Origin of the sequence: Cellulomonas sp. SG140 (assembly GCF_025770785.1) — a bacterium.
Lineage (GTDB): Bacteria > Actinomycetota > Actinomycetes > Actinomycetales > Cellulomonadaceae > Cellulomonas.
The window spans coordinates 251,810-269,687 of the sequence record NZ_JANZLA010000002.1 but is presented as its reverse complement, the minus strand read 5'-3'; the positions used below and the strand labels follow the sequence as shown (position 1 = coordinate 269,687).

The window sequence follows — 17,878 nt, the reverse complement described above, 5'->3', positions numbered from 1 at the left end:
ACCCCGGCGGGCCCCCCCCCCGCCCAGCCCCCCCCCCCCGGGGCGGGGGGCCCCCCCCCCCCCCCCCCCCCCCCCCCCCCGCGGCCGCGACCCGTGCGACCGCGGCGACCCACCAGCAGGCGGCGCCGGCGAGCTGCGCCAGCAGCAGGGCCGCGTGCGGCGAGCACGGGGCGACCACAGCGGTCAGGAGACCCAGCACGGTGGCCGGCGGCACCGCGGGCGCCGCGGCGAGGTTGGCGAGCAGCGCGTACGTGCCGACCGAGGGCCGCAGCACGAGCAGGACCGGCGCGCAGGCCAGCTGCGCCGCGAGCGGGGCAGCCACCGCGGCCGCGAGAGGACGACCGAGCCGAGGCGACCACACCCGTACCCAGGCACCGCCGAGGACGACGATCGCCGCCGTCGCCGCCACGGAGAGGGCGAAGCCGATCTGGAACGCGAGCCACGGGTCGGCCAGCAGCAACGCAGTGACCGTCGTCGCGAGGGCGGCAGGCGCTCGGGCAGGTCGGCCGGACAGGAGGCCGAGCAGGCCGACCACGCCGGTCACCGCGGCGCGGAGCACGCTGGGCTGCGGCCCGACGAGCACGAGCAGACCCGCCCCGGTCAGCACGACGACGCCTGCACGCAGCGCCACGGGCAGTCGGCAGGCCGCCGCCGCAGCCGCTGCGATCGCGCCGACGAGCGCGAAGTGGGATCCCGAGACGGCGATGAGGTGGGTCAGCCCGGCCGTTCGCATCGCCTCCGACAGGTCGTCCGGCACACCCGAGCTGTCGCCGAGCGCCATGCCCAGGAGCAGGGCGCCGGCGTCGGCCGGCAGCCGCGACGCGATCCGGCGCGTGGCCGCGCGCACGTGCTCCGCTGCGCGGTCCGGCCATCCGGGTCGGGCGACGACCTCGGCCGCCGACCTCGCCTGGAGCGTCGCCACCGTGCCGTCCGTGGCGCTCGACGGCGTCAGCCGGCCGGTGACACGGACGATGCTTCCGGGCGGCACGTCACCCGGCGCGACGACGACGACGGAGGCCGCAGCGCCGGACCGTCGCCCGCGGCTCTCCACCCAGCGCACCGCGACCGTGTACCGACGGTCCGGCTCGCCGTCGCTCCACCGGGCGTCCAGCGGCACGGGGCGGTCCACGACACGTCCCGTCACTGTCGCGGTCGCACCCTCACGCAGGGTGGTGGCGAGCAGACCGCCGGTCCGGAGTGCGCGCTGCGTGGACGCGTCGAGCAGCGCCAGCGTGAGGACGAGGAGCCCGAGCGCCACGGTGGCGGCGACCCTGCGCGACGGCTGCCGAGGGCGCCGGCACCGTGGCACGACGACGAGGACGAGCACGACACCGATCGCCGCAGTCCCGATCCACCGCACGGCAGCAGGACCGCCGACGACTCCCAGCGCGGCGCCCGACCAGCTCCCGATGGCCACCGGCAGCAGGCGCAGGTCGAGGACCTCCGGCGGCTCGGGGATCCCGGCGTCGGACGCACCGTCCTGACGGGCATCGGCACGCGCAGCGCTGCGCGGGGCCGCTTCCGGGCACCGCTGTGGCGCGATGTCGGAACGCTTCGCACGAGCACTCACACGCGCACCATCGGTCGGAGCCGCTCCAGCAGGGTCGGGCCGATACCGCTGACCTCGCCGAGCTCGTCGACCGAGGCGAACCGATGCTGCAGACGCCGGTCGAGGATGCGCTGCGCGAGCACCGGGCCGATGCCCGGGAGCGCGTCGAGGTCGGCCAGCGTGGCCGTGTTGAGGTCCAGGCGAGCCCCGGCGCTGCTCGGGCTCGGCTCGGCGGACGGCTGGGCGGCCTGGCCGGGTCCGGGTACGACGAGCTGCTCGCCGTCGGTCACCGGCCGCGCCAGGTTCACTGCCGCGAGGTTCGCGTCGCCGGCCGCACCACCGGCCGCCTCGATGGCGTCCTGCACCCGCGCTCCCGGCCGCAGCCGGACCACGCCGGGCCGGGCCACGGCTCCGACGACGTGGATGACGAGCTGAGCGGCGTCCGTCGAGGACGGGGACGCGGGTGTCGCGAGTCCCGTGGTGGAGCTCGACACGGTGGCGGGCGCCGGCGTGGGCAGCTCCACCGGGTCCCCCGGTGCGAGAGCGGACGCCCGGATCAGGGTGGCGCCGACGACGAGCGCGACCGTGGTCGCCGCCGAGGCCGCCAGCCGCCACGGCACGCTCCAGCGCACCCGCTGCGGGGGCTCGTCCCCGACGCCGAGGTCGGTCGCGACCCCGTACGAGTCCTGGTAGTCGAGCGCCGCTGCCCGCACGGCGGTCGGGACCCACCCTCCGGCGCCGAGAGTCGGCGGCGACACGGGCGCCGCGAGGGGCTCGTCAGCCACTGGTCGGTCCGCCACCGGTCGCTCGGGCAGCGGTCGGTCCGCCGGCGGTCGGTCGGTGGGCGGCGGATCCGCTGCCGGCTGGTGGGCCGCTGCCGGGTGGGTCAGTCGGTCGAGCCGACGGCGGGCGGCGCTGGCGTCGGCACGGAACACGCCGGGGACGCTAGGCGTGAGGTCCTGCCGCCCCGACGAGCGTCGGAGCGGCAGCCCGATCGTCCGCACTGAGCCACGGGCTGGGGACGGCTCGTCAGAGCCGGGCTGACACCTCGTCGGCAGCGCCGTCCGAGACGACCACGGCCAGCAGCCCCGGGCCCACGTGCGCCGTCAGCACGGCGCCGGCCGGGCTCACCACTACCTCGCGCACCGTGCCGCGGGTCGCCTCCGTGAGCCGACGCGCGAGGTCCTGGGCCACGTCGGCGCGATCGGCATGATGCACGGCGACCCGTGCGCCGCGACGAGCGAGCGCATCGGCCGTGGCCACGGCGAGCAGCCGCTCGACCGCCGCCCGACGTGTGCGGATCTTCTCCGCCACGACGAGCCGACCATCCACGACGGTCAGCAGCGGCCGCAGCCCGAGGACGGTCCCGAGGGCGGCCGCGGCCGCGCCGAGCCGACCACCGCGCCGCAGGTGCTCCAGCGAGTCGACCAGGAACCACACCCTCGACGACTCCGCGGCGGTCCGCGCTGCCCGGGCGACCGCCTCGACGTCCGTGACGGGACGAGGGTCGGAGGCGCCGGCGCGCCGGATGCGCCACCTGGAGGCCGGTCGGCGCCGGTCCTCGGCCGCCGGACCGTCGACCCGGGCGCCGTCCAGCGGCGTGCCGTCGGCCGCCCACGCCGCCGCAAGCGCCGCGAACCCGAGCCCCATCGCGGCGGTCCGGGAGTCGACGACGTGCACCGGCAGCGGTGCCCGCTCCGCCGCGGACCGGGCCGCCTGCACCGTCCCGGAGAGCTCGCCGGACAGGTGGACGGAGACCACCGCGGTCGCCCCGGCGGAAGCCGCGGTGGCGTACGCGTCGGCGAAGGCCGCGGCCGAGGGCTGGGACGTGGTCACGCGCGCACCGCGCTGGAGTGCCGCGATCGTCGCCGCGCCCAGATCCGTGCCCACGAGCGGCGCGCCGTCCACCAGCACCTGGAGCGGCACCACCCGCACACCCCAGCGTTCGGCGGCACCGGCGGGCAGCGCCGCGGTCGAGTCCGTCACGACGGCGACGTGCGACTGCAGCCGTGCTGAGCGCGGGCGTGGCATCGGGGTGCCGGACCGCGTCAGGCCGGCACCACGTTGACCAGCTTGGGCGCGCGGACCACCACCGTGCGCACCGCCCTGCCGTCGAGCGCCCGCTGCACACCGGCATCGGCGAGCGCCAGCTCGCGCAGCTCGTCGTCGGACACCGACGGCGCCACCTCGACCCGTCCACGCACCTTGCCCGCCACCTGCAGGACGCAGGTCACCGACTCCTCGACCAGGTACGCCGGGTCGGCGACGGGGAACGGTGCGTACGTCAGCGACTCGGCGTGACCGAGCCGGTCCCAGAGCTCCTCGGCGATGTGAGGGGCCACCGGGGCCGTCATCAGCACGAGCGGCTCGACGGCGGCCCGAGGCACCCGGTCCAGCGTGGTGAGGTGGTTGTTGAGGACGATCAGCTTGGCGATGGCGGTGTTGACCCGCATCGCCGCCATGTCGTCGCCGACCTCGGCGATGGTGCGGTGCAGCACGCGCAGCGTCTCCACCGACGGCTCGTCCTCGCTCACCACCGTCGCACCGGTGGCCTCGTCGACCACGTTGCGCCACAGCCGCTGCAGGAACCGCTGCGCACCCACGACCGCCCGGGTCTCCCACGGGCGCGACAGGTCCAGCGGGCCCATCGACATCTCGTACACGCGCAGGGTGTCGGCCCCGTACTCGGCGTACATCTCGTCGGGCGTCACCACGTTCTTCAGCGACTTGCCCATCTTCCCGTACTCGCGGTTGACGGGCTCGCCCTGCCAGGCGTAGCCGGTGGTCGCCGTGGCGTCCTCGACCACCTCGGCGGCCGGCACGTGCACGCCCCGCTCGTCGGTGTAGGCGTACGCCTGGATGTAGCCCTGGTTGAACAGCGTGTAGAACGGCTCGCCGGCGCTCACGTGACCCAGGTCGTGCAGCACCTTGTGCCAGAACCGGGCGTACAGCAGGTGCAGCACGGCGTGCTCGACGCCGCCGACGTACAGGTCGACGCCGCCGATGGAACCCTCCGGCTGGGACCCGTGGCCGGGGCCCATCCAGTAGCGCTCCAGCTCGGGGTCCACCAGGACCTGGTCCGAGTCGGGGTCGAGGTAGCGCAGGTAGTACCAGCACGACCCCGCCCAGTTGGGCATCGTGTTGGTGTCCCGCCGGTACTGCTTGGGGCCGTCGCCGAGGTCGAGGGTCACGTTGACCCAGTCCTCGTTGCGGCCCAGCGGCGCCTCCGGGGACGACTCGGCGTCGTTCGGGTCGAACGTGCGTGGGGCGTAGTCCGGCACCTCGGGCAGGGTGACGGGCAGCGCCGAGGTCGGCAGGGCGACGGGCTGGTCGTGCTCGTCGTAGACGATCGGGAACGGCTCGCCCCAGTACCGCTGGCGGCTGAACAGCCAGTCACGCAGGCGGTAGGTGGTGGTGCCCTCCCCCAGCCCGCGCTCGACGAGCCACGCGGTCATCCGCTCCTTGGCGGTGACGACGTCCAGCCCGTTGAGGTCGAGCGCGTCGTTGGCCGAGTTGATCACGGCGCCGTCGCCGGTGCGTGCGCCGTCGGGGGTGCCCTCCGGTGCGGCGACCGTGTAGACGACCGGCAGCTCGAAGGCCTGCGCGAAGGCGTAGTCGCGCTCGTCGCCGCCGGGCACGGCCATGATCGCGCCGGTGCCGTAGCCCATCAGCACGTAGTCGGCGGTGAACACCGGCAGCGGCTCGCCGTTGACCGGGTTGATCGCCAGGTGGCCGGTGAACACGCCCGTCTTGCGACCTGCGTCCGCCTGACGCTCCACGGCGGTGCGGCCGGCCGTCTCGGCGCGGTACGCCGCCACGGCGGCCGCGGGCGAGTCGAAGCCCCCGGTCCAGGCCGACCGGGTGCCGTCCGGCCACTGCGCGGGCACCTCGTCCAGCAGCGGGTGCTCGGGCGCGACCACCATGAACGTGGCGCCGAACAAGGTGTCCGGGCGGGTGGTGAACACCTCCAGCTCGGCACCGCCCTCGACGGCGAACCGCACGCGGGCGCCCGTGGACCGGCCGATCCAGTGCCGCTGCATCGACTTGACCTTCTCGGGCCAGTCGATGGCGTCCAGGTCGTCCGCCAGCCGGTCGGCGTAGGCCGTGATGCGCATGTTCCACTGCCGCAGGCTGCGCTGGAACACGGGCATGTTGCCGCGCTCGGAGCGGCCGTCGGCCGTGACCTCCTCGTTGGCCAGCACGGTGCCCAGACCCGGCGCCCAGTTCACGGGCGTCTCCGAGAGGTAGGCCAGACGGTGCGCGTCGACGACTCGGCGGCGGGCCGGGTCGTCGAGGTCGGCCCATGCGGCACCGGCCGCTACACCGGGCACGCCGTCGGGCACGGGCCGCGCGCCGGACGCCAGCTCGGCCTCCAGGTCCGCGACGGGTCGGGCACGACCCAGGCCGCCGTCCGCGTTCGGCGCGGACTCGTCGTACCAGGAGTTGTAGATCGCCAGGAAGATCCACTGGGTCCAGCGCATGTACTCGGGGTCGATCGTCGCGAACGACCGCCGCGGGTCGTGCGCCAGGCCCAGCCGCCGCAGCTGGCGCTGCATGATCGCGATGTTCGCCTCGGTGGTGACGCGCGGGTGCTGCCCCGTCTGCACCGCGTACTGCTCGGCAGGCAGGCCGAAGGCGTCGAAACCCAGCGCGTGCAGCACGTTGTCGCCCTGCATCCGGCGGAAGCGGCCGACGACGTCCGTGGCGATGTACCCGAGCGGGTGGCCGACGTGCAGACCCGCCCCGGACGGGTACGGGAACATGTCCATGACGAAGAACGGGCGCCGACCCGGCTCGGCGTGGCGGCCCGCGCCGTCGGTGAGGTGACCGGTGGGGTTCGGGGTGAAGAACGTCCCGCGGCGGTCCCACTCGTCCTGCCAGCGCGCCTCGATCTTCGCGGCGAGGGACGGGGTGTAGCGGTAGGGCACCTCGTCGGGGGTCGCGGCCGGTCGGGGGGCGCTGATCTCCTGCGACGTCACCTGGGCGAGTTTACCGGCGGGGGGCCGGGACCTCGGACGGCGACGGCTCCCCTGGTCGGCGACCGACGGTCCTTCCTAGACTCTCGAAGATGTCGTCGCAGACGGGTGACCAGGTCGACCCCGTACGGCTCGCGCAGCTGCAGGCCGAGGCGGCACGCGCCGCCGCCGATGCCGCGAAGGCCAAGGCACAGGCAGCGGAGGCGGAGGCCGCTGCGGCGGCTGCGGCGCTGGCCGCGGCGCAGGTGTCCGCCGGGCGCACGACCACCCCTGCCCCCGCGTCGTCCGCCCTGGCCGACCAGGTCGCCGCCGGCTACTCCTTCACCGGTCCGGCGCTCGCCCTGGGCGCGCTGCTGCAGGACGGCTCTCCGGACCCGGCGGCCCAGGTCCGCATCCCGCTCGGCATGCTGAACAGGCACGCCCTGGTGGCCGGTGCGACCGGCACCGGGAAGACCCGCACGCTGCAGCTGATGGCCGAGTCCCTCTCCGCCGCCGGTGTTCCTGTCCTGGTCGCGGACATCAAGGGTGACCTCACCGGTCTGACGGTGCCCGGCACCCCGAACGACACGCTGCTGGAGCGCACGCGCGCGATCGGGCAGGACTGGACGCCCGCGTCCTTCCCGGTGGAGCTGTTCACGCTGGGCGGGACCGGCACGGGTGTCCCGATCCGCACCACCGTCAGCGAGTTCGGCCCGCTGCTGCTGGCGAAGGTGCTCGGGCTGAACCAGACGCAGGAGTCGAGCCTCGGCCTGGTCTTCCACTGGGCGGACACCCAGGGACTGGCGCTGCTCGACCTGGCCGACCTGCGCGCGACGGTCCAGTTCCTCACCTCCGACGACGGCAAGGCCGAGCTCAGGGCGATCGGCGGCCTGTCGGCGGCGACCGCGGGGGTGATCCTGCGCGAGCTAATCACGCTCGAGTCGCAGGGGGCCGCGGCGTTCTTCGGCGAGCCCGCCTTCGCGGTCACGGACCTGCTGCGCACGGCTCCCGACGGACGCGGCGTCGTGTCGGCCCTCGAGCTGCCCGGTGTGCAGGACCGGCCGGCCCTGTTCTCCACGTTCCTCATGTGGCTGCTCGCCGAGCTGTTCGAGGTGCTCCCCGAGGTCGGAGACCCGGAGAAGCCGCGGCTGGTCTTCTTCTTCGACGAGGCGCACCTGCTGTTCGACGACGCCTCGCCGCAGCTCCTCGACCAGGTGGTCCGGACCGTGCGGCTGATCCGGTCCAAGGGCGTGGGCATCGTCTTCGTCACGCAGAGCCCCAAGGACGTGCCGGCCGACGTGCTCGGTCAGCTCGGGAGCCGGGTCCAGCACGCTCTGCGCGCCTTCACGCCCGAGGACGCGGCAGCGCTGCGCGCGGCGGCTCGCACCTACCCCTCGTCGTCGTACGACCTCGAGCAGGTGCTCACGCAGCTGGGCACCGGCGAGGCGATCGTCACCGTGCTCGGGGAGGGCGGCGCCCCGACGCCCGTCGCGTGGACCCGGCTGCGGGCGCCGCAGGCGTCGATGGGTGCCGCACCGGACGCCGCCGTGCTCGGTGCGGTCGCGGCGTCTCCCCTCGCCCCGCGCTACGGCACGCCGGTCGACCGGCAGTCGGCGTACGAGCTGCTCACCGCGCGGGCGCAGGAAGCGGCGGCGCGGGTCGCAGCCCAGCAGGAGGCCGCGCAGCAGGAGAAGGACGCCGTGGCCGCGCGGCGCGAGGCGGAGCGCGACGCCCGCTCGTCGTACCGCCCCAGGGCGAGGTCCCGGGCGGGGGACCCGCTGGACTCGTTCCTGCGATCGGCCGGCACGCAGCTGGGACGCGAGCTGACCCGGACGCTGCTCGGCACGCTGCGCAGACGCTGACGCGTCAGGACGACACGTCAGCCGTCACGGGGTCCCGACCCAGATCGCCGATGCGGCACCCTCGCCGAGGTCGACCTGCTCCTGGTCACCGACGCGCGCGGACACGACGCCGGCGACGGAGTGCCGCGTCACGCTGACCGGAACGTCGAGACCCAGCCCGCGGGCAGCGAGGTAGCGGAGCAGCTCCGGGTCGGCGTCGGAGATGCGGACCACCCGCCACTCCCCCGGCTCCACGTCCCAGAGCGTCCTGGCGGCCGGCACGTCCATCGACCCGTCGGGCCCGGGGATCGGATCGCCGTGCGGGTCTCGGGTCGGATGACCGAGATGAGCCGCGATGCGTTCGACGAACGTGTCCGAGACGGCGTGCTCGAGCACCTCGGCCTCGTCGTGCACCTCGTCCCAGCCGTAGCCCAGATGGGCGACGAGGAGCGTCTCCAGGAGGCGGTGCCGCCGGACCATCGCGAGCGCGTGCGCCCGACCCTCGGCCGTCAGCCCCACCGCGCCGTAGGGCTCGTGCGTCACCAGACCGGCGTCGGCCAGCCGTCGGACGGTCTCCGAGACCGTCGACGCGCCGACGCCCAGGCGCGCGGCGAGGGCCTTGGTGGTGACGGGCGCGTCCGACCACTCCTGGGCGGACCAGATCACCTTGAGGTAGTCCTGGCTGACGGCCGTCAGCGACTGTGGGGACCGGCTCACGACGTCCAGCGTAGGGGCCGCGCCGGCCGGTGCCGGGCGGGATGCCGACCTCACGGTGCTGCGGTCGCCGGCACCGAGCCGCCCGCCACGGTCGGTCCGGGACCGGGCGACGGCGCGGCGGCGGACGACGGTGCTCGCGGCAGCACCGGCCACGGCTGCGCGGCACCGACGGTGACCGTCCGGTCCGGGTGCACGGCGATCACGCGGTAGTCCACGAACCTGCGGGTCTCGGTGTCCCAGCGCAGCACCGTCAATTCGGCCACCCCGTGCAGCGGTCCGATCGTCGGCTGGTTGACCTGGGCGCCGGCCGTCGTGCTGCTGATGTACCGCACCCCCTCGCCGACCACCTCGGGATCGGTGCGTACGTGGTAGTGCCCGGAGATCTGCGCCGGCACGCAGCCGCGGTCCAGCGCTTCCTGGCCGACCGGGGGGTTGTGGATCAGCAGGAGGTCGACGCCGGTCTTGTCCGCACAGGCGACGTCGGCGAGCCGCGCACCGGCGGAGTCGACGGTCTCGCCGGCCACGGAGGTGGTGCCGCCACCGACCCGGGTCTGGCTCGGGTCGTGGTCGCCGAGGATCCGGATGCCGTCGACCGTCACGACCGAGCCCGCGAGCACCGTGGCGCCCGAACGGGCGTACCGCTTGCTCGTGGTGTCCGAGTCGTGGTTCCCCGGCGACGTCACCAGGGCGACACCGGCCGGTACGGCACGCGCGAACGTGGTGTCGCAGTACTGCTCCACCGGTGTGCCGTCGAGCGTCGTGTCCCCCGCATCGAGGACGAGCGAGGCCCGCGACAAGGTGATCGCTGAGTGCATCAGGGACGCCATGCCGACGTTGCAGTGCAGGTCGGAGACCACCACGACGGTGACCAGCTTCGCCTGGGCGCGGGTCGGCGACGGGCTGGGCGAGCCGCCCGCGGACGTCGGCGACGCGGAGGCGGCGGCCAGGCCGGCGGCCTGTGGTGCGAGACCGGTCGCCTGCGGCGCGAGCCCCGTCGGCGCGCCGGTGGCCCCTGCGGTCGAGCCCGCCGCGGACAGGGACGGGGTGGCGGTGGGGGTCGCGGTCGGGGCGGGCCGGGACCAGACGACGGGATCGGCAGGCCTGGAGGCCCACGCGGCGACGAGCGCCTGGTCGGCAGCCTGGTAGAACGCGTCGTTCTCACGCACCGCGGACAGGACGTAGCCGCCGTAGGTGTCGATCACGCCACCGAGCCGACCGGTGACGCGGGCGCCCTGCAGCGGGGTGCCGTTGAACACGGGCGAGATCGCCGCGGTCGAGCGGCTCGGGGTCGGCCCGGTGCTCGACGTGAGCACCGTGCCGCACACGACGACCCCGGCCACCACGGCGACGACCAGGCGCCGGTGGACCCGCAGCGCGGTCGCCAGCTCGGCGCGCCGAGCCGGGCCCAGCAGCCACCGACCGAGGAACCACAGGCCGGCGAGGAGCAGCGCCGTCACCGCCGCACGCACCGCCGCGTCGGCGATCAGCGCCAGCGTGACGTCGTGGACCGTGGACTGCGGTGCGCTGAAGAACTGGACGTAGGACTGCAGGTCCCCGCTCAGTGCCGCCAGCGTGGTCGCGGGGTCCACCGAGGTCAGCGTGTCGGGGATCTCCTCGACCGTCGCCCGCACGCCGAGCGTCAGCGGCAACGGTGAGCGCACCAGCAGCCTGCCGAGCGGACCGACGTCGATGGTGACGGTCGAGTCGGTGGTGACCTCGTACCGCGCCTCGTGCGGGCCGAACGACCCGTGCACGGAGGCGGTGGTCACCCCGACGACCACCGCGACGAGCACGTCGAGCAGCACGAGCACGCTCGCGTGCAGCCACCACCGCCGGGAGCGTCGGGGGAAGCGTGGGAGTCGCATCGTCACCACCCTAGGCGCGCCGCCAGCTCGAGCGACCCGCGGGGCTGCGCGCTCCGGCTGCGCCCTAGTCCCCCTCGCGCGCCGCCCGCTCGTCCCGCCAGCGCACCCACTGCTGCGCGAGCGAGAGGTCGTAGTCCGGACCGCCGGTCCCGACGGTGAACAGCGTGACGCCCGCGGCGAGCAGGTCGTCGGCGACCGCCTCCGGCGGCGCGCCCACGCCGACCGAGCGCTCGACCAGCGATGCGGTGTCCCGCCCGACCGCGGCGCCGTGCTCGTCGAGGATCGCGCTCTTGCGCCGCAGCTCGATCACGTCACCGAACGAGTGCCACACGTCGGCGTGCTCGGCGACCACCCGCAGCGTCTTGCGCTCACCTCCCCCGCCGATCAGCACGGGGATGTCCCTGGTGGGCGCCGGATTGCCTGCCGCCAGGCGGGCCTTGATCCGCGGCAGCGCCTGCGCCAGGTCCGCGATCCGGCTGCCGGGCGTGCCGAACTCGTAGCCGAACTCGTCGTAGTCCTTCTGCTTCCAGCCGGCCCCGATCCCGAGGATCAGCCGCCCACCGCTGATGTGGTCGACGGTCCGGGCCATGTCGGCGAGCAGCTCGGGGTTCCGGTACGAGTTGCACGTGACGAGGGCGCCGAGCTGCACCCGGCTGGTCTGCTCGGCCCAGGCGCCCAGCATCGTCCAGCACTCGAAGTGCTTGCCGTCGGGGTCGCCCGACAGCGGGAAGAAGTGGTCCCAGTTGAAGACCACGTCGACACCGAGGTCCTCAGCGCGGCGCACGGCGTCGCGGACCTGGGGGTAGTCGGCGTGCTGGGGCTGGAGCTGGACACCGATGCGTACGGGATGCGTCACGCGGTGCAGGCTACGTCCCGACGTGCAGATGTGCTGCTCAGGCCGCGGCCGCGACCCGGATCACGTTGCGCCACGGGTCCTCGAAGCGCAGCGTCTGCCCGTCGTGCTCGCCCTGCACCCCGGCCCGGACGACCCGTGCGGCCAGCGCGTCGAGGTCCCCGGCCGTCGGTACCAGGATGCGCACCTCTCCGAGGCCCAGGGACGACGCGCGTGGGCCGGCGCCGGCCGAGGCCCACGTGTTCATCGCCAGATGGTGGTGGTAGCCGCCGGCGGAGACGAACAGGGCCCCGTGCCACTGCGCGGTGACGTCGAAGCCGAGCGCGTCCACGTAGAACGCCCGCCCGGAGGGCACGTCACCGACGGACAGGTGGACGTGCCCGACGACCGTCTCCCCATCGACCGGGGCCGGGTCCGGTGCCGCCTGCTCGAGCCGCTCGAGCTGCGCCTCCCCCAGGTGCTCGACCAGGAACTCGTTCGGGTCGAGCCGCAGGGAGTCCATCAGCACGCCACCGTCGGCGGTGTGCCGCCACTCGTCGCGCGGTCGGTCCCAGTACAGCTCGACGCCGTTGCCCTCGGGGTCGGTCAGGTAGAACGCCAGCGAGACGAGGTGGTCGGCCGAGCCGGTGTACGTCCCCGGCGCGTGGCGTGCGACCGAGGCCAGCGTCTCGGCCAGGTCGGCGCGGTCGTCGAAGAGCAGGGCCGTGTGGAACAGACCGGCCGAGCCGCGGCGCGCGGGCGGCAGGTCGGGTGTGTGCCGCAGCACGACGAGGGGTGTGCCACCCCGGCCGAGGGTCACCTGCGCCGGACCGGTACCGAGCCGGTCCACCGGCTGCTCGACCACCGCGAGGCGCAGGACGTCACGGTAGAAGCGCAGCTGGGTGTCAAGGTCCCCGACGAGCAGCCTGACGGCGTCCATGCCGGTGCCCGCCGCGATGGACTCGTGCGCCTGTGCGAGCGCCGGTGCGACGGCGGTGCGGGCCCCGGCCCCGGGTCGAGGAGCGGTGCCGGCCGACGGAGTGGTTGTCATGTCAACTACTGTAATAGTTGAAGCATCAACTTTCAAGCGGTCACGGCTCGAGGCGACGGTTGGTCCCCAGCTCGGAGAGGAACACGGGCCCGTGCTCGGCCAGCTCGGCGTCCAGCTCCGCGGCCCACGTGCTGAAGGGCCTCGACGCGAGGGCGTCGTTCGCGAAGCGGTGGTCGGTGGTGACCTCCGTGACGCAGAAGGACGGGATGGCGAGGTCGGTCACCGGTCCGCCGCGCTCGACCTCGGCGACCACCAGCGGCGCGTTCGCACCCGTGAACACGTCGATCACCCAGCCGTCGTCCCCGAGCCACACCGCGTGGCGCAGCTTCGCGACTCGGGCCGGGCCACGGCGCACGATCTCGATGCCCATCAGCGGGTCCAGCTCCCGCTCGGCCTCGTACCGCGTCCCCGCCACCATCGGCCCCTTGACGGTCACCGAGGCGAACTCGACCCGGTCGACGTACCGCTCGAGCAGCAGCAGCTCGTCCAGCCCCGGGTCCTGCACCGCGGGGACGCCGGGCGCCTGCACCCGCACGCGCACGGCATAGCCGTCGGCGGCGAGCAGGTAGCTCTGCACGATCAACGTCGGGTTCGCCTCGAGCAGCTCGGCCGGCACGTCCCGCGCGACGAACCTCCGCTCGAACTCGAAGTCGCCCTCGCCGGAGTCGCTCATCGGGGCCTCCCGAGCCGTGGCCGCCACGGCGGCCGTGCCTGCGGCGGTGCGCTCACGCGCCGACCAGCCGAGCCTAGTGGCGCCCCTCCTCGTCCGGCGGCACCACGTCGGGCAGGCCGAAGGCGCCGAACAGCTCGGGCGCGAACCAGACGGTCACGCGCTGCACGCCGTCCGGGCCCACGGTCACCTGCTGCAGCTGGAAGGCGTGGTGGCGGCCGTCCGCCTCCCTCATGTAGAGGCCGAACGTGGGCAGCCCGTTCGAGGACGTGCCCAGCAGCCGCATGCTGCCGGGGCCGGTCGCGGGGCACCAGCGGCAGATCAGGCTCCCGACGGCGTCGGGCCCCTGGTACCACTCGGGGTACGGCGGCATCTCCCAGACGACGTCCGCTGCGAGCAGCGTCACGAGGGCCGGCACGTCGTACGCCTCGAAGGCCGCCACGTACCGGCGCAGCAGGTGCTGCTGGTGGGGCGTGAGGTCCGCAGGCGCCGGTGGGACGTCGAGCGTGGCCATGCGGGCGTGCGCCCGCTGCAGCGTGGAGTTGACCGCCGCGACCGAGAGCCGCAGCGCCTGGGCCACCTCCGCGGCCGTCCAGGCCAGCACGTCCCGGAGGAGCAGGACGGCGCGCTGCTGCGCGGTGAGGTGCTGCAGCGCCGCCACGAAGGCGAGGCGGACGGTGTCGACGTCCACCGCCCGGTCGGCGGGGTCGGCGCCCGGAGTGCTCCACAGCAGGCGGTCGGGCAGCGGTTCCAGCCACGGCACGGAGCGGTCCTGGCGCGGCTCGACGGCGGGGTCCGCCGGCGGTCCACCCAGCCCCACCGGCAGCGGCCGTCGCGCTCTGCCCTCCAGGTGGGACAGGCACACACGCGTCGCGATGCGGTACATCCACGTCCGCAGGGACGACCTGCCCTCGAAGTCCGGCAGCGCACGCCACGCCCGCAGCCACGTCTCCTGCAGGGCGTCCTCGGCGTCCTGCAGGGATCCGGTCATCCGGTAGCAGTGGGCGAGCAGCTCGCGACGCAGCGGCGCGACGAGCGCGTCGAACCCGTCCTGCTCGACCGGTGCGGCCACGTCCTCCGGTGCGGCGGACGGCACGGCGGGAGGGACTGTGGTCTGCGTCACACCAGGACGGTAACCCGGGCCGGCGACACCGCGGCACCCCTGCCGTGGCACCCGCTCCCCGAGGCGTCGGAGGGACCCGGTGCCAGACTGCGCGGGTGACCCAGCGCTACACCGAGGACGACCACCTGGCCGGCCGCACCCTGCTCGTCGCCGCGGCATACCTGGTGCTGCGCCGCCCCGGACCGCACGGCGACGAGGTGCTGCTGCAGCTGCGTCGCGGCACCGGGTACATGGACGAGCACTGGGCGACGCTCGCCGGCCACGTCGACCCCGGCGAGTCGGTGCACGAGGCGGCGTGCCGCGAGGCCGCCGAGGAGGCCGGCGTTCGGGTGCGTGTCGAGGACCTGCAGCCGCTCACGGTGCTGCACCGGTTCGAGCGCGGCGGTCCGGCCGTCGAGCAGCGCGTCGACGTCTTCTTCGCGGCGGACCGCTGGGACGGCGAACCGGAGCTGCGGGAGGCGAACCGAGCCGCGGCCATGGCCTGGTACCGGTTGGACGCGCTGCCCGAACCGGTCGTCCCCCACGAGCGGACGGTCCTCGACGCGCTGGCGCACGGCGAGGCCCTGCCCGCCGTGATGTCGGTGCCGGTCAGCCCGTGTTCTGCAGACCTGCCGCCACACCGTTGACGGTGAGCAGCAGCAGCCTGCGCAGGTCCTCGACGCTCTCCTGCGAGTCGCCCGTCCGCAGGGCCCGGAGGGCGCGCAGCTGGAGCAGGGACAGGGCGTCGACGTAGGGGCTGCGGAGCGCGACGGCGCGGCCGAGGATCCGCCGGCGGGACAGCATCACCTCGGAGTCCGTGATCGCCAGGACCCACTGCCGCGTGAGCGCCATCTCCTCCAGCACCAGAGCGGCGAGGTCGGCGCGCTCGCCGAGACCGAGGTAGCGGGCCGCGATGCGCTCGTCCGTCTTCGCCAGCGACATCTCGACGTTGTCGATCACCGTGGCGAAGAGCGGCCAGTCCCGGTAGGCGCTGCGCAGCAGGTCGACGTCGCCGACGGAGTCGAGCGCCGTGCCCAGGCCGTACCAGCCGGCGAGGTTGATCCGGGCCTGCGACCAGGAGAAGACCCAGGGGATCGCGCGCAGGTCGTCCAGGGACGACACCGACAGACCGCGTCGTGCCGGCCGGGAGCCGATCGGCAGCAGGCCGACCTCCTCCAGCGGGGTCACCTCGGCGAACCACTGCGGGAAGCCCTCGGCACGCACCAGGGCGTGGAACCGCTGGCGCGAGGCGACGTCGAGGCGCGCCGCGAGGTCGCCGAAACGCTCGGCCGCCTCCGCCGTGCGCCGCTCGACGGAGGGCGCGCCGGCCAGCAGCGTCGCCGCCGTGACCTGCTCGATGTGCCGCGCGGCGATGGTGGGGTCGCCGTACCGGGCGAAGATCACCTCGCCCTGCTCGGTCAGCTTGAAGCGACCGTCGACGCTCCCCGGTGGCTGGGCCAGGAGCGCGCGGTTCGCCGGACCGCCGCCACGACCCAGGGCGCCGCCGCGGCCGTGGAACAGCGTCAGGCGGATGTCGTGCTCGCGCGCCCACGCGGTGATCCGCCGCTGGGCGTCGTCCAGCGCGAGGGTGGCCGACACCGGCCCGACGTCCTTGGACGAGTCCGAGTACCCGAGCATCACCTCGAGGTGCCGCCCGGTCTGCTCCAGGCGCCGCTGGACCTGCGGGATCGCCAGCGACTCCTCGAGGATGTCCACGCTGGCCTGCAGGTCCGCGAACGTCTCGAACAGCGGGATCGCGTCGATCACCGGCGCGTCGTCGGCGCCGTCGAAGGCCAGCTCCGCCAGCCGGTAGACCGCGGCGAGGTGCTCGGCCGACTGGGTGAACGACACGATGAACCGGCGCACCGCCGCGAGCCCGAACCGGCGCTGCACGCTGCCGATCGCGCGGAAGGTGTCGAGCACCTCGACCGTCCGGGGCGCCAGCTCGCCACCGAGCCCGTGCTCGGCGATGTCGGCCAGCGCCTCGGCGTGCACCTGGGAGTGCTGACGCACCTCGAGCTCGGCCATGTGGAAGCCGAACGTCTGCACCTGCCACAGGAGGCGCTGCAGGTCGCCGTACGCCGCGCGGACCGCGCCCGCCTCCGCGAGGGACCTCTGCAGCACCATCAGGTCGGCCTCGAGGGCCGCTGCGTCGGGGTAGGCCAGGTCGGCGTCCCGCCGACGAGTGGCCGCGATCCGCTCCGCGATCAGGCGCAGCACCCTGCGGTGCGGCTCGTTCGGCGACTCGGCGGCCACCGCCGCGGTCAGCGAGTCGGACAGGGACCGCTGCCGCTGCCACAGCGCCAGGAGGCCTGCCGAGGGCGGCGTGCCGTCGGCGTCGAGAGTCATCGCCTCGGCGGTACGGCGCGCGGACGCCTCGAGTGCCGTCAGCGCGTGCTCGGACGCGAGCACCGCGGCGGCTCGGGTCACCTCGGCCGTCACGTTCGGGTTGCCGTCGCGGTCGCCACCGATCCAGCTGCCCGGGTGCGACCACGGCCGCACCACCGGGGCCGTGGTGCCCGCCGCGTCCCCGAGCAGCCAGTCGTCCAGCCGGCGGTACACGGCCGGCAGCACGTCGAAGAGGGTGGTGTCGAAGATGTTGAGCACCGTGGCGACCTCGTCGAGCACCGTCGGCTTCTCGGCGCGCAGCGGCGAGGTCCGCCAGAGGGTGTCGATCTCGGACAGCAGCCGGCGCTCGTTCTCCGCGAGCGTCGTGCCGCCGATGTTCAGGGCGTCCCGCTCGGCGACCAGGTCGGCGATCCGCCGGATCGAGCGGGCGACGGCCCGGCGCCTGGCCTCGGTCGGGTGGGCGGTGAACACCGGACGGAACTCGACGGCCCCCAGCCGGGCGCGCGCCTCCTCCGGTCCCACCTCGGCAGCCAGCTGGGCGTACGCCGACCCCAGGGAGTCGTCGGGCGCGAGCTCGTCGGCCGCGATCTGCGACTCACGCTCCCGCAGCACGCGCACGCGGTGGTACTCCTCGGCGAGGTTCGCCAGGTGGAAGTAGCACGTGAACGCGCGCGCCACGTGCTCGGCCCGCGTCAGGTCGAACCCCTCGACCAGCGCCTCGGCCTGGGCCAGAGCGTCGGACTCGGGGTCGTCGTGCGCGCGGATCGCCAGCTCCCGGAGCCGCTCGACGTCCTCGAACAGCTCGTCGCCGCCGGCCTCGCGCAGCACGCGACCCAGGAGCTCCCCGAGCAGGCGGACGTCGGTCCGCAACGGCTCGGGGACCTCGTGGCGCGCCAGGCCGCGGACCGCCTCAGGGGTGCTCTCGGATGACGTCACGGGCCCAACCG

The 17,878-nt window shown here is 74.6% G+C and carries 13 protein-coding genes; 2 read left to right on the top strand and 11 right to left on the bottom strand.

Going from position 1 to position 17,878, the window contains the following annotated elements:
• From N0B34_RS05065 to leuS, 4 genes are all read right to left on the bottom strand, one after another.
• The coding region (locus tag N0B34_RS05065) for a ComEC/Rec2 family competence protein (protein WP_263730219.1) at positions 1–1,570 on the bottom strand (1,570 nt) is incomplete at its 3' end.
• Positions 1,567–2,334 carry a helix-hairpin-helix domain-containing protein gene (locus N0B34_RS05060; RefSeq protein ID WP_263730217.1) on the bottom strand — a complete coding sequence of 256 codons (768 nt, stop codon included), beginning with the start codon at positions 2,332–2,334 and terminating at the stop codon, positions 1,567–1,569. The genes N0B34_RS05065 and N0B34_RS05060, both read right to left, overlap by 4 nt.
• A 244-nt stretch (positions 2,335–2,578) precedes the next feature.
• Entirely contained in the window at positions 2,579–3,535 is a 957-nt protein-coding gene (locus N0B34_RS05055) for a DegV family protein (RefSeq protein ID WP_263730216.1), read from the bottom strand.
• Between the two features lie 62 nt (positions 3,536–3,597).
• Positions 3,598–6,528 carry a leucine--tRNA ligase gene (leuS, locus tag N0B34_RS05050; RefSeq protein ID WP_263730215.1) on the bottom strand — a complete coding sequence of 977 codons (2,931 nt, stop codon included), beginning with the start codon at positions 6,526–6,528 and terminating at the stop codon, positions 3,598–3,600.
• A gap of 89 nt (positions 6,529–6,617) precedes the next feature.
• On the opposite strand from leuS, the gene N0B34_RS05045 reads away from it, so the two are divergent.
• A complete protein-coding gene (locus tag N0B34_RS05045) occupies positions 6,618–8,366 on the top strand; it encodes a DUF853 domain-containing protein (protein ID WP_263730214.1) in 1,749 nt (582 codons plus the stop codon).
• Between the two features lie 24 nt (positions 8,367–8,390).
• On the opposite strand, the gene N0B34_RS05040 is transcribed toward N0B34_RS05045, so the two are convergent.
• From N0B34_RS05040 to N0B34_RS05015, 6 genes are all read right to left on the bottom strand, one after another.
• On the bottom strand, positions 8,391–9,062 hold the full coding sequence (locus N0B34_RS05040; protein ID WP_263730213.1) for a metal-dependent transcriptional regulator: 672 nt from the start codon (positions 9,060–9,062) through the stop codon (positions 8,391–8,393).
• 50 nt (positions 9,063–9,112) lie between these two features.
• The gene (locus N0B34_RS05035; RefSeq protein WP_263730211.1) at positions 9,113–10,927 is read right to left on the bottom strand and encodes a metallophosphoesterase family protein; all 1,815 of its coding nucleotides are present in this window, start codon (positions 10,925–10,927) and stop codon (positions 9,113–9,115) included.
• A 64-nt stretch (positions 10,928–10,991) separates the two neighbouring features.
• Positions 10,992–11,783 (bottom strand): LLM class F420-dependent oxidoreductase, encoded by a 792-nt coding sequence (locus tag N0B34_RS05030; RefSeq protein WP_263730210.1) that lies wholly within the window; start codon positions 11,781–11,783, stop codon positions 10,992–10,994.
• Between the two features lie 37 nt (positions 11,784–11,820).
• Complete coding sequence (locus N0B34_RS05025) at positions 11,821–12,810, bottom strand: VOC family protein (RefSeq protein WP_412175694.1); 990 nt, start codon at positions 12,808–12,810, stop codon at positions 11,821–11,823.
• Positions 12,811–12,850: 40 nt separating this feature from the next.
• A complete protein-coding gene (locus N0B34_RS05020) occupies positions 12,851–13,483 on the bottom strand; it encodes a hypothetical protein (protein WP_263730209.1) in 633 nt (210 codons plus the stop codon).
• A gap of 73 nt (positions 13,484–13,556) precedes the next feature.
• A complete protein-coding gene (locus N0B34_RS05015; RefSeq protein ID WP_318529962.1) occupies positions 13,557–14,603 on the bottom strand; it encodes a sigma-70 family RNA polymerase sigma factor in 1,047 nt (348 codons plus the stop codon).
• A 95-nt stretch (positions 14,604–14,698) separates the two neighbouring features.
• Between N0B34_RS05015 and N0B34_RS05010 the strand changes: the two genes are divergently transcribed.
• Positions 14,699–15,229, top strand: coding sequence for an NUDIX domain-containing protein (locus tag N0B34_RS05010; RefSeq protein ID WP_263730207.1), 531 nt, complete (start codon positions 14,699–14,701; stop codon positions 15,227–15,229).
• Here the strand turns inward: N0B34_RS05010 and N0B34_RS05005 are convergent.
• On the bottom strand, positions 15,192–17,867 hold the full coding sequence (locus tag N0B34_RS05005) for a phosphoenolpyruvate carboxylase (RefSeq protein ID WP_263730206.1): 2,676 nt from the start codon (positions 17,865–17,867) through the stop codon (positions 15,192–15,194). The two genes, N0B34_RS05010 and N0B34_RS05005, sit on opposite strands and share 38 nt — an antisense overlap.
• Positions 17,868–17,878: the final 11 nt, after the last annotated feature.

Bases quoted from the DNA above. Each gene is read 5' to 3' on its own strand.
- N0B34_RS05045 (WP_263730214.1), top strand. From the start codon at position 6,618: ATGTCGTCGCAGACGGGTGACCAGGTCGACCCCGTACGGCTCGCGCAG.
- N0B34_RS05035 (WP_263730211.1), bottom strand. From the start codon at position 10,927: ATGCGACTCCCACGCTTCCCCCGACGCTCCCGGCGGTGGTGGCTGCAC.
- N0B34_RS05025 (WP_412175694.1), bottom strand. From the start codon at position 12,810: ATGACAACCACTCCGTCGGCCGGCACCGCTCCTCGACCCGGGGCCGGG.
- N0B34_RS05020 (WP_263730209.1), bottom strand. From the start codon at position 13,483: ATGAGCGACTCCGGCGAGGGCGACTTCGAGTTCGAGCGGAGGTTCGTC.